Here is a 12,799-nt window from a genome sequence, read left to right as displayed (position 1 = left end):
GTGATCGTAAGGCGATAGCCATTGACCCCGGCTACATATCCAAATCAGGAAAGTGTACTCCCTGGATTGGTTACTTCCGGTCGGGTACAGCCGGACAGGCAAAAAGAGGATTAGAGATTCTTGGTGTAGGTCTCATTGACATAGACAGTAAAGATTGTATCAGTCTTCAGGCTGTTCAGACACCGGACAGTCAAACTTTGGAAAGCAACGATATTGGCCTAATCGACTGGTACCTTCTTGTATTAAAATCAATGGAAGAGAAACTTCACAAGATAAGCCCTTATGTGGTAGCCGATGCCTATTTCTCCAAAAGCAATTTTGCAACCGGTTTAAAAGAAATGGACCTACATCTTATCAGCCGTTTCAGAGATGATGCCGTTTTATTTTATCCTACACTGGAAAAGCCAACGGGTAAAAGGGGCAGGCCTAAACTCTACGACGGCAAGATTGATATGGATAATCTTGATAAATCAAGAGCTGAGAAAATCGACATTGACAATGGAGAGCTTTATACGCTGGTAGCCTACTCTAAATCACTGAAGCAGATGGTACGACTTGCAATTTGGTATTCAAAAGACGGCAAAAAGCCTAAACTGTTTTTCTCTACCAATCCTGATATGAGTGGTAAAGATGTAATAGAATATTATCGTACTCGTTTTCAAATTGAATTTTGTTTCCGGGATGCCAAATCTTTTACAGGACTTATGCAATCACAGGCAAGGGATGTTTCGAAGCTTTCTTTTAACTTTAATGCATCTCTCACCTCGGTCAACCTTGCTAAGGTGTTGGCCAAGGAAAGAGGTATCCCTTTTTCTATGGCATCGTGTAAAACAATGATTCACAATGCCTATCTGCTTGAACGATTTATTTGCGTGTCCGGCATAAAGCCGAACAGAAGATTAAATGATAAACTTGTTAAAGAACTCGTCGAGTTTGCAGCAATTGCTGCATGATTCGTATATTAAATAATTAACGAACTATTGTGATTTGGAAAGAAATAATTTTGATTTGCTATCGTTCGTGAGCAGTACCGCGCCGCTCGGCCGCCACCATTTTATAGAGCTGGTCGTTGGGACGAATTTTTTCGGGAGTCTTGATGGAAAAGTGTTCACCTTTCGAAACGGTATCAACCGTTTTCAAATCGACGCGCATATCGTCGGCTGTCAAAAATAACGCACCGGTCGTCGGCCCGGTAATCAGCAACTCATCACCCTGTTTCAATGATTGTGTTTCGACCAAAAATTCAGCCACACCCAAATTCCCGAAATATTTGATTGCCTTTCCCACATATACTTTGCGTTTGGTGGCTCCCGAACCATACCGATGCGTCCACTCGCCCAGACGTTGTCCCAAATAATATCCGTCCCAAAATCCGCGATTGAAGACCGTAGCGAGGCGTTCGTCCCAATTTTCGATTTTCTCGTCGGTATAGTTTCCTTCGCAATAAGCCTGTACGGCTTCCTTGTAGCATTCGGTTACGATGCGCACATATTCCGGTCCTCGTGCTCGACCTTCGATCTTGAAAACGCGCACACCGGCATCCATCATTTTATTCATGAAATGAATGGTTTTCAAGTCCTTGGGCGACATGATGTATTCGTTGTCGATATCCAATTCTATTTCGCTGTCTCGGTCTTTCACCGTATAACCTCGCCGGCAGATCTGGTTGCAAGCACCCCGATTGGCGGATAAGTTTTTTTCGTGCAAACTCAGGTAGCATTTTCCCGAAACGGCCATGCACAAAGCACCGTGGGCAAACATTTCGATACGGATAAGTTCTCCCGAAGGGCCTTTGATTTGCTGTTCATCTATATCGCGGTGGATGGCAGCCACCTGATCGAGGTTAAGTTCGCGAGCAAGCACCACTACATCGGCAAACTGAGCATAAAATTTCAGCGATTCGGTGTTCGTAATATTCAGTTGCGTGGATAGATGCACTTCAACGCCAATACTTCGGGCATACATCAGTGCAGCTACGTCGGCAGCGATAATGGCCGAAAGCCGAGCTTCCTTTGCCGCATCGATGATGCGTTGCATGAGCTGCATGTCGTTGTTGTAAATAATCGTATTGACGGTGAGATAGCTTTTGATATGATGTTCACGACAGATTTGTGCTATTTGGTGTAAATCGTCGATCGTGAAGTTGTTGGACGACTTGGCGCGCATGTTCAGCCCTTCGATTCCAAAGTAGATGGAATCGGCACCGCCCTGAATGGCTGCCATCAATGACTCGTAAGAACCAACGGGCGACATGATTTCGAAATCGCTTACGGAATGTTGCATATTTTTTGCGACTGTGATTTGGCATACAAAAATACAAATTTTAGATGAGAATACCGATAAATATACGTCAACCAAAAAACAGAAAACGGCCAACGCAATTCTAATCCCGAAAAATTCTTTACGAAAAGGCAACAGAGTTGAACAGAATGAAATAAGTCGAAAAAGCCGCTTGCTCCGATAATTTTCCCATTGAACTTACTTTTCATCATTCCTACAAAAAATAAATTCCTTTTTTACACTCATTCAAGTTTTTTTCGCTTAACTTTGCGATATTTCAAAAACCAATTTAAAATAGTGCACATGAAAAAAATGTTTCTCATTACGTTGATCGCGTGCGTCGGAACAACATTCGCTCACGCGCAGAAACAAGAAAATCGTTACCGGGAAATCACCAATCCCAAACTCCTGGAGATAAACAAAGAAAAGGCCAGAGCCAGTTTCTTCTCGTATCGCAATGCCGATGAAACACTCAATGCGAATACTACTTCCAAGGGGAGCGAGTATATTATGTTAAACGGTACTTGGAAATTCACCTACACCGATGATTTTGATACCCGTCCTAAAGAGGATTTCTACGATCTGAATTTTGATGATTCGAACTGGAAAAATATTGCCGTTCCGGGCAACTGGGAAGTACAGGGATTTGGAGTCCCAATCTATGTCAATACCAGCTACGAATTCACTTCTCCCGGATTTCCCCCATACTGGGACAAACCAAATCCTCCTCTTGTTCCGCGCGAATTCAATCCTACGGGTACCTATCGCAAAATTTTTGAGATTCCTCAGGCATGGCAAGGCAAGGATATCATCCTCTCTTTCGACGGAATAAAAGGAGCTTCCTATTTCTACCTCAACGGCGAGTTTCTGGGAATGAGCAAGGACAGCAAGCTACCCGTTCGCTTCAATATCTCCGATAAAGCCAAAGCAGGCAAAAACGTACTTGCCATACAAACTCATCGATGGAGCGACGCTTCCTATCTGGAATGTCAGGATTTCTGGCGATTGAGCGGTATAGAGCGCGATGTATATGTATATGCACGGCCCAAAATTCATATCGCCGATTTTTCGTCTCTTGCAACACTCGACAAGACTTACACCAACGGTGAATTTTCACTTCAAGTCAAACTTAAAAATTCAAAAGACGGAAATCAAAATGTTACGGTGGCTTACTCGCTTTTAGACAATATGGGGAAAATAATTTCTTCGGAGAGCAAACCGGTTTCGATGGGAGATAAAGCTACAACTCAATTCGCAGCCTCTATCCCTCACGTAAAAAAATGGTCAGCCGAAGAACCCAATCTCTACTCGCTTGTCATCGAAGTGAAGGACGGCAATTCCAATGTGATCGAAGCTACCGCCATAAAGGTCGGCTTCCGCACTGCCGAAATCAGAGACAAACAATTTCTCGTCAACGGAAAACCCGTCCTGGTAAAAGGTGTAAACTTACACGAGCACAACGAACATACCGGCCACTACGTTACAGAGGAATTGATGCGAAAAGATTTCGAGCTTTTCCGCAAATACAATGTGAATACGGTTCGTACCTGTCACTATCCACAATCGGAATTATTCTATCGCTTGGCCGACGAATACGGAATTTACGTCATTGGCGAAGCCAATATCGAAAGTCACGGCATGGGTTACGACCTTCGTCAAGGAGGAACGCTCGGCAACAATCCACTGTTTCTCGAAGCCCACCTCTACAGGACAAAGAGCATGGTCGCACGCGACAAAAATCATGCCTGTATCGTCACCTGGTCGCTCGGCAACGAAGCCGGAAACGGATATAATTTTTACGAAACTTATCGCTGGATCAAAGCTCACGACTCTTCACGACCCGTACAGTACGAACGTGCCGGTCTGGAATGGAATACCGATATTTTCTGTCCCATGTATGCTTCACCGGCCGATATCGAAAGATATGCACTCAATCCTCGTTCGGACAGACCTCTCATTCAATGCGAATATGCGCATGCAATGGGCAACAGTCTGGGCAATTTCACCGAATATTGGAATCTGATCCGAAAATATCCGATTTTACAAGGCGGATGTATCTGGGACTGGGTTGATCAGGGATTGGCCGAAAAAGATGCCGATGGCAATGATTATTGGGCATTTGGTGGTGATTATGGACCGAAGGGAACGCCCTCGTCCGGCGATTTCAATTGCAACGGAGTTGTATTGCCCGACCGAAGTCCCAAAGCTCATGCCGAAGAAATGAGAAAAGTTTATCAGAATATCTGGTTTAAAAATTTCGATGCTCAAAAAGGCACGATCGACATTTACAACGAAAATTTCTTTATCGACCTCAGTCAATACAATTTCGAATATGAGGTGAAATCGAACGGAAAAGTTATTGCTTCAGGCAAATTTGCAGCAAATGCCGAGCCTCAACAGCATACTACCATTACAATACCTGGAATCTCGAAATACCTACAGGGAGGAATGCAAAAAACCATTCAGTTTTATGCAAAGCAAAAATCGGACACTCGGCTGATTCCTTCAGGTTGGGTTGTAGCTCGCGACCAATTCATCATTCACGATTATCCTGCACTGAAACTGAAAAATACCCAACCTGCAAAACTGACGCAAGACGATAATAAAATTATTGTTAGCGGTAATCGGTTCGAAACAGTTTTCGATAAAGCTTCAGGCACCATGGTTTCCTACAAATTCGACGGAACGGAATACATCAGTGATGGATTCGGTTTTAGGCCTTTCTTCTGGCGCGCTCCCATCGATAACGATTACGGAGCACGTTTGCCTCAAAAATTGAAAGCTTGGGAAAATTGCAGCTATCAGGACTTGAAAGCCGAAAACCTGAAAATCGAAAAAGGAGAACAAACCGTGATCAGCTGTCAATACAACTATCCCGAAACAAATGCTGTATGGGAAGTTAAATATACCATATTTCAGGATGGAAAAGTAAAAATAGACAACCATTTCGATGCTACCCGCAACAATACGCTGCCTCTGATTTTCCGTGTAGGCATGCGTATGCAGATGCCGGGCACTTTCGTAAATGCTGAATATTATGGGAGAGGACCTCTCGGAAACTATTGCGACAGAAAAACAGCATCCTTCGTCGATCGATATCGCTCTCCGATAATAGATATGGTGGATAAATATGTTCTCACGCAAGAAAATGCTCATCACACCGACGCTCATTGGTTGGCAATAACCAATAAATCGGGAAAAGGCTTTGTTTTTGCTGCCGACCAAACTTTCGAATTTAATGTTTCGAACTATCTGCTCGAAACCCTTAGCAACGGGGATGATTTGCTCAACGATGCACCTGTGGGATTAGCACCCGAAAGAAAGCACGTGAATGCTTACAAAGCATCGGACAAGGTAGATGTTTTTATCGATTATCGTATGCAAGGTGTAGGTGGCAACAACAGTTGGGGCGCTTGGCCTGAAGAGCCTTATCGGATTGTTCCCGCGAACACCAATATCGACTACGGGTTCTTGATGATCCCTATTAAACAAGTATCGGACGTAGATGCGCTTTTCAAATAAAGCGAAGAACTCATTATCACAATCTCCATAAAACACGAAAACGGTCAGATTCATAACGAATCTGACCGTTTCATTTTATTTACGAAGAATAAAAACGGTAGTCGATTCTATTCGGAGATTGCTTTTACAAATGTTTCGGCATCGCCGAAGGAATTGGTCATCACCTCCTCTACTACACCTCCTATTTGCGAAGCAAGCATTGCAGTATTCAGTCTCGAAATATATGTAAATCCGTCGGCCTTGCGATAGATCGAAATACGGCAAGGCATCATGTTTGAGTAAATTCGTTGTTCGTCATCCGAAAGAATTCTGTAGGCATAATCGGGTTTGCACAATTCGATTACCTTGACGGGTAAAACTTCAAATCCGTTTTTCCTCATTGTTTCCTCCAGATCATGCGTGTAAATAACTTTCCATCCACCCGAAACAATTATTTCGGAAAGTTTCGAGACAGTCTCTTCAAAATCGAATCGACTCTTGCTTTCGAAAAAAAATTCGTTCATATCCATTTAGGATTTTTTGAGTAAAACTTCGTTGATCGCTTGTTTAAATGCATCTTTGGGAAGCGCACCCTGTGCCATTTGAGGAGCTTCACCCATCGGGCAAAACAAAAGAGTCGGGATACTGCGAATTCCAAAATCGGAAGCAAGTTCCATTTCTGCTTCGGTATCTACTTTATAAATATAGATTTGACCATCGTATTCTTGTGCCAGTTCTTCGAGAATTGGAGCTACCATTTTGCATGGACCGCACCAGTCGGCATAAAAATCGATGATACAGGGTTTGTCTCCCAGATAAACCCATTTGTCAGGATTGGCCTCGTAATTGGCCACCTTTTGTAAAAATTCTGCTTTTGTTAAATGAATTGGTTTTGCCATTTTTTTATCTGATTTTTGAATGTTGTTTTCAGTTTCCAAACTCTCGGTCTTTTGTTGAGAGCTTTGCTTCTGATCTTTGCTACTGCATGCAGTGATCGACAAAACTGCCGAGATTGTCAAAACAAGAAGGTTAATTTTCATTTTTATGAGATTTTTTGAGTGAGTTATTTATTCGAGTTGATATCATCTTTCGATTTTTGAGGTTCTTTTCTGAACATGTCGAACAGCAACATTCCCAATAACGATCCGTAAAGTGTCATACGCCAAGGGTTGGAGGTGATGGGACATGTGCCCGTCGAGCATCCGACGAAATAATAATAAAGGTATCCACCGACGGCCCCCACGAGAAAACCGATAACGGTCAAACGATATTTTTTGAGTATTGTCATTTTTCTATATTTTTAGTTTTGCTGAAAGAGACAATGAAGAAGTTGCAGCACTTGTTTGTTGCGAATGGAGTAAAAACAATTTTTACCACTTTTGCGGCAATTCAAAATTCCTTTTGCCCGCATGTCGGTAAGATGATGTGATAATAGCGACTGTTCACACTGCATATCTTCCATCAATTCGGTTACCGATTTTTCTTCTTTCTTCGAAAGCTGCATAATTATTCCCAAACGTGTTTCGTTTGCAACCGCTTTCAAGAGATAAGCAGCTTCTTCGAATTGTTGTCGTGTCTCTTCCTGCTCCATTTTCAATAAATATCAATACATGAACATGTATTCATATATTTTTGTTCAAAAGTACAGTATTTTTTTTGATCCGAAATCAAAAAAATCGTTATTTAAAATATTTTAATATAATAGGTAAGTTTGGCTTCAATCACACGATGAGCAGAGCGAGAGTAGTAATCGCTTACGGTGTTGTTGAAAACATCACCCAATCCGAAATAATATCGGCCTTCAAGATCGAAATCACCAATTCCCGTTTTAAATTGGAGTCCTGTTCCGGCGATGATTCCGTAATCGAATTTTTTATTTGCTTCGTCATATCTTTGCTCGGGAATCGGTTCCCCTTCTTCGGCTGAAGCTGTTTGTGCATCCACATATTCTTTCAAAGCCTGACTCATATCCGAGCTGCTGCCAAGCAAAATGCCGATTTGAGGACCAATATTGAAGATAAACCGCACTTTGTTGCCTGCATAGACATGCGTCATAAGCGGAATTTCCAGATAATTAAGCGTACGTGTATAAGCATAGTCGGAATTGGCATCAAAACTCTCTTTCCATCCACGCTGAGCAAAATTAACTTCGACGAGTAATCCCAAATACTTTTCCGATATATATTTAGCCGATATGCCACCCGCAACTCCATTTTTCATGACTTGCGACACTTTAGGCTGAAAATCTACTTTTGAAAACATATATCCGCCACCGGCCCCAATATACAATTCTGGTTTAAAGGTATTTTTCTGCGCATCCGCCCACAGAACAACCACGAAAAAGATTGTGAAAAAAACAAATATTCGTTTCATCGACTCTTATTGATTTTTATCACGCGCTGATCGGGCCCGTAATAAACAAGAAATAAACTGTTGTTGACGAATCCGCCCCAGTTGGATACGCGCTCGAACTGAAATGCATACTGAATAGTGCTTGCCCTGACTCGATTGATATTGGGTTCGAAATTTTTCCCGTACTGGTGCAGTGCACTGATGAAGTAAAGACCTGTGTCATATCCCCATAAACCATAACGGGGATAAAGGTTGATTGGATCGCGCTTATACCATTTGCGGAAGTTTGCCAAAAATTCATTAGTTTCCAAGTCGTCTTCGTCCACGAAAAACGGAGTGAAAAAATAGGTTCCAAATTGATGGTAATCTGTTTTGAATTTCGAATCATACGTCTGCCATTCGGGATATCCGAATAATCGGATAGTGTATTTACCATTTTCTTGTGGCAATCTTTTCACGATGTCGAGTAACATACGTAGTGATGCCATATCTCCGGAAGTGGGCACAATAATATTTTCTTTGGTTTGAACCATTACATTCGGCAAATTATCTTCGAACGATGTATCCAGCGTAAGTGTCCGGAAAGAAACTTTTGCTTTCTTCAGATCATTTTGAAGCGTGTTTACGAAATCGGTTTTGTCTGATTTTGAGGGTATGTTTACCAAAATGATATTTTGATCTCGAAACATTTCCACAAATACTTCAGATGCGCGCGAATACGTATTCGATAATGGCGGATTGACCTGGAAAAGCATCGGATTGTTCAATACTTCGCGATTGCTTTGCGAAAAAGGAACAACGTATTTTATGTTGTTTTTTGAAGCAAAACTCGAAATGGTTTTAATTTGTGCATCGCTGATACCTCCAACAATCAGGTCGAGTGCCTGCATTTCCATTGTTCCGAGCAAACTATTTAGTTTTCGTGTATCGCTTCCACTGCCAATATCGAATGCATAGAGTTCTATATTCGCGCCCTGATCTTTCAGCTTGAGTATGGCGAGTAAAAAACCTTCATAATATTCTTGCAAACGCACATGGCCGTTATTGGTCTTATCAAGAAAAGGAAGCAATAGGCCCACACGTATTACTTGCAATTTCTCCGAAGGCCGATTTGACCGAAGCAGTTGATTGGCTCGAGCTTCTGCAACTTTCGGATCTTCAACTTCGGTAGCATTCGTGCGAACAGGAATGTTAATTTCCTGATTTCTTTTCAGATTTGTTGAAAGACCGGGATTGGCTTTGAGGATATCGTCCTGCAATATATTGTATTTCCGGGCTATGCTGTAAAGGGTTTCCCCTTTTTCAACCCTGTGGACGATATTTTTCACCGCTTCACGACCTGTTGCCGACCGCGATGTGGTTGACAAATCCGTCGGAATGCGAATCGTTTTCCCTGCCTGAAAAGTGTCGGCCGACAAGCCGGGGTTCACGGCGATGACATCTTCGGGGTGCATATTGTAATATCGTGATACGGAGTAAAGTGTTTCTTTGGGAAGAATCGTATGAAAACGAAAATTCTCCCCATCGTTTTCACTCTGTGTTTGCCTTTGAGGAATCGTGAGCGTATCTCCTACATATATTCCATTCTGTGCTGAAGCATTGAGTCGATAGATTTCTTCAACGGTAGTATCGTAGATATTCGCAATCGAGTACACAGTTTCACCACGTGCCACTATATGTTGGAAAGATGTTTTTCGATTATCGTCGGCAAAAGATTGTCGTTCAGAAAACGTTTGAATATTGGAACGAGCCGCCACCGAAGCATCGGATTGACTTTTTGCAGGTACGTTAAGCGTTTGTCCCGCTTTAAGACCACTTTCACATCCGGGATTTGATTTGATGAGTTCGTCCACCGAAACCGAGAAAGTTCGAGCGATGGAATATAACCCCTCTCCTGCCCTGACGGTATAAACATAATAGGGCTTACCTTCGATATATATTTTGGCATACGATGACTCCTGACACGAGGCACGAAGCGACGAAACTGAGAGTAACAGAATCAATGCCGTTAACTTGCAAATGAAGAGAGAATGGCGCATGAATCGTTTTGGTGTTTAATAGTTTGTATGAGGCAAAATTACGAAAAAATCAAATACGCTTCTTCTTCCAACAGGATTATACTTTGTTTATTTTGTTTTGAGCTGTTGGATAAGCGTCATGAAAAGAGCGGTTACTGATGAATGTACTTACCTTCGTCCCTATACTTTCGGTATAAGGGCATGAATTCATCCGCTTTCCCTTTTTCCTCATATTTTCGAATAATATCCTGTGCTTTTTTGTAGGAAATTTGTGCTTTGTCGAGCTTGAGTGTGGCCATCTCTTCGATGGATTGATTGGTGAGCTGCGCTGCTTTTTTCGCATCGCTGTCCATCGAATTGCACGAGACAAGAAAAATAAAAATGACTGCTATCGAAAGCGAAGCGTAAAAATTGTAAACGAATTTCATATACACATGTATTATAGTTGACATTCTGAATCAAAAAGGCAATGGTTCTTTGTCATTTGCCAATAAATCGGAAGAACCATTTGACGGCATGGTCGCATGATTTTTTTTGTTCATCTTTGATGAAAATTCTACATATCCTTTTCCGGAAGTTGAAGTAACTACATTATCGTCAATGTTCATAAATTTGGCATATTCGTTGTCGAATTTCATGCGCACCAAGTCGGTAGGTCCATTTCGATGTTTTGCCACAATAATTTCCGCAATACCGTTGGTTGGATTTCCGTATTCGTCCTCTGTAATTTTATAATATTCAGGTCTGTGAATAAAACAAACAATGTCGGCATCCTGTTCGATTGCCCCCGATTCGCGAAGGTCTGCCAGTTGAGGTCGCTTTCCTTCGGTTCCTTGTCGGTTTTCCACGCCACGATTCAACTGCGAGAGTGCAATGATCGGGATGTTTAGCTCTTTTGCCAAGCCTTTGAGCGAACGAGAAATGGTGCTCACCTCCTGTTCGCGACTGCCAAAAGACATTCCGCTTGCGTTCATCAATTGCAAATAATCGATGATGAGGGCCTTCACTCCATGCTCGCGAACCAAACGGCGAGCTTTGGTTCGAAGTTCAAAAACCGACAGGCTGGGTGTATCGTCTATAAAAATTGGTGCGTCGTATAGATCTTTGATATTTTTATCCAAACGCTCCCATTCATCGTCAGACAATCGACCACTTTTGATACTTTCGCCTCTGATTTGGCACACATTCACGATCAGCCGGTTTACCAATTGAACATTCGACATTTCGAGCGAAAAAATGGCTACCGGCGTGTGGTAATTAAGAGCCATGTTTTTGGCCATCGACAACACGAATGCCGTTTTACCCATTGCCGGGCGTGCTGCTATTATAATCAGATCAGAATTCTGCCAACCCGATGTAATTCGGTCCAATTCTTTGAAACCACTCGGCAATCCACTCATGCCGTCTTTTCGATTGGCGGCTGCCTGAATGTTATTCATAGCCTCCTTGATGATCGGATTTATTTGAATAACATCCTTTTTTACGTTACGTTGCGAAATTTCAAACAAACGACCTTCGGTTTCCTGCATCAAATCATCCACGTCCACTGTTTCGTCGAAAGCCTGTTGAACAACTTCCGACGAAAAAGATATGAGCTGTCGTGCCAGATATTTTTGAGCGATAATTCGGGCATGGTATTCGATATGAGCGGCCGAAGCTACCTTTTCGGTCAGCTCGGCAATAAAAACGGTTCCTCCGGCTGACTCCAATTCGCCTCGTCGCTTGAGTTCTTCCACCACAGTCAGTACATCTACGGGCTTTTGCTGCAGAGCCAAACCCTGAATGGCTGCGTAAATCATCTGGTGAACGGGATCGTAAAAACTTTCCGGAGTCAAAATATCACTCACAATGGAATAAGCATCTTTTTCGAGCATCAATCCACCCAGCACGGCTTCCTCGAGTTCCTTTGCCTGCGGGGGCAACTTTCCGATATCCGGCACGAGTACCGTTTTTTCAACTATTTTTACCTTGGGTTGACGTTTTTGTTTTTCCATGTCAAATCGTTTTTCGCTAAAAAGATTGTAAAGGTAATTCGATATTTCGAGAGAAAAGAATTTCGACCGGATTTGTTATCCACAATCTTTAAAAATCGGTTGTTGAAAACTTTTTTTTTGAATTTTACCCTATCGGCACAAAGACATTAGTTTGCATGAAAGAGTATTTCATACTTAAACGAATGCTGCCCGAATAAAAATCCAAAAAAATTTGTTTGGAAGAAATATTGTTCGTAATTTTGCGAACATAAATAATTACGGAATGATCAAAGAAACAGAGAAAACCATCGAACGACAAAAGCAGCTGGCTCTCTTTGCCAAAGCATTAGGGCATCCTACTCGTGTGGCCATCATGGAATTTTTGTTGGCACAGGAATCCTGCTACTTCGGCGATATTCACGAAGTTTTTCCAAATGCTAAGGCTACGATTTCACAACATCTGAAAGAATTAAAAAATGCAGGACTAATCCACTGCGAAATTGAGACGCCAAAAGTAAAATATTGTATCGATCAGAAACAATGGGAAAAAGCAAGACAATTATTTAATGATTTTTTTGCCACAGAAATCATTAAGACTTGCTAAAAATTTTTCCTGATATGTTCGTTGTTTAACGAAAAACAAACAATATAATATTTCTTTACACCAAACGAACA

At 42.0% G+C, this 12,799-nt stretch carries 12 protein-coding genes; 3 read left to right on the top strand and 9 right to left on the bottom strand.

The annotated features are described in order from the left end of the window. On the top strand, positions 1-953 hold a 953-nt coding region (locus EJN84_RS03995), incomplete at its 5' end, for a transposase (RefSeq protein ID WP_129594224.1). A gap of 58 nt (positions 954-1,011) precedes the next feature. Here EJN84_RS03995 and EJN84_RS03990 read toward each other — a convergent pair. Continuing rightward, the gene (locus tag EJN84_RS03990; protein ID WP_129594223.1) at positions 1,012-2,283 is read right to left on the bottom strand and encodes a peptidase U32 family protein; all 1,272 of its coding nucleotides are present in this window, start codon (positions 2,281-2,283) and stop codon (positions 1,012-1,014) included. A 300-nt stretch (positions 2,284-2,583) separates the two neighbouring features. Here EJN84_RS03990 and EJN84_RS03985 point away from each other — a divergent pair, with 300 nt between their 5' ends. Beyond that, positions 2,584-5,802, top strand: a complete 3,219-nt coding sequence (locus tag EJN84_RS03985) for a glycoside hydrolase family 2 TIM barrel-domain containing protein (RefSeq protein WP_129594222.1) — start codon at positions 2,584-2,586, stop codon at positions 5,800-5,802. A 107-nt stretch (positions 5,803-5,909) separates the two neighbouring features. Here the strand turns inward: EJN84_RS03985 and EJN84_RS03980 are convergent, their stop codons facing one another. The 8 genes from EJN84_RS03980 to dnaB all read right to left on the bottom strand — a co-directional run bounded on the left by EJN84_RS03980 (position 5,910) and on the right by dnaB (position 12,145). Further along, complete coding sequence (locus EJN84_RS03980; RefSeq protein WP_238943919.1) at positions 5,910-6,305, bottom strand: DUF302 domain-containing protein; 396 nt, start codon at positions 6,303-6,305, stop codon at positions 5,910-5,912. A 6-nt stretch (positions 6,306-6,311) separates the two neighbouring features. Continuing rightward, positions 6,312-6,821, bottom strand: a complete 510-nt coding sequence (gene trxA / locus EJN84_RS03975; protein ID WP_394343078.1) for a thioredoxin — start codon at positions 6,819-6,821, stop codon at positions 6,312-6,314. A gap of 23 nt (positions 6,822-6,844) precedes the next feature. Continuing rightward, the gene (locus EJN84_RS03970) at positions 6,845-7,069 is read right to left on the bottom strand and encodes a DUF6132 family protein (protein WP_101487537.1); all 225 of its coding nucleotides are present in this window, start codon (positions 7,067-7,069) and stop codon (positions 6,845-6,847) included. Between the two features lie 12 nt (positions 7,070-7,081). Beyond that, positions 7,082-7,372 (bottom strand): ArsR/SmtB family transcription factor, encoded by a 291-nt coding sequence (locus EJN84_RS03965; protein ID WP_101487538.1) that lies wholly within the window; start codon positions 7,370-7,372, stop codon positions 7,082-7,084. A gap of 92 nt (positions 7,373-7,464) precedes the next feature. Next, complete coding sequence (locus EJN84_RS03960; protein ID WP_129594220.1) at positions 7,465-8,154, bottom strand: porin family protein; 690 nt, start codon at positions 8,152-8,154, stop codon at positions 7,465-7,467. Beyond that, positions 8,151-10,172: a LysM peptidoglycan-binding domain-containing protein gene (locus EJN84_RS03955; RefSeq protein WP_129594219.1), complete on the bottom strand. Its 2,022-nt coding sequence runs from the start codon at positions 10,170-10,172 to the stop codon at positions 8,151-8,153. Before EJN84_RS03955 ends, EJN84_RS03960 begins: the two co-directional genes overlap by 4 nt. A 131-nt stretch (positions 10,173-10,303) precedes the next feature. Then, positions 10,304-10,579: a hypothetical protein gene (locus tag EJN84_RS03950; RefSeq protein ID WP_129594218.1), complete on the bottom strand. Its 276-nt coding sequence runs from the start codon at positions 10,577-10,579 to the stop codon at positions 10,304-10,306. Positions 10,580-10,609: 30 nt separating this feature from the next. After that, entirely contained in the window at positions 10,610-12,145 is a 1,536-nt protein-coding gene (dnaB, locus tag EJN84_RS03945) for a replicative DNA helicase (RefSeq protein WP_129594217.1), read from the bottom strand. 262 nt (positions 12,146-12,407) lie between these two features. Here dnaB and EJN84_RS03940 point away from each other — a divergent pair, with 262 nt between their 5' ends. Beyond that, positions 12,408-12,728, top strand: a complete 321-nt coding sequence (locus tag EJN84_RS03940) for an ArsR/SmtB family transcription factor (RefSeq protein WP_101487543.1) — start codon at positions 12,408-12,410, stop codon at positions 12,726-12,728. Positions 12,729-12,799 lie beyond the last annotated feature (71 nt).

It is taken from the genome of Seramator thermalis, assembly GCF_004138125.1.
GTDB lineage: Bacteria > Bacteroidota > Bacteroidia > Bacteroidales > Dysgonomonadaceae > Seramator > Seramator thermalis.
This window is presented reverse-complemented; position numbering and strand designations above follow the sequence as displayed.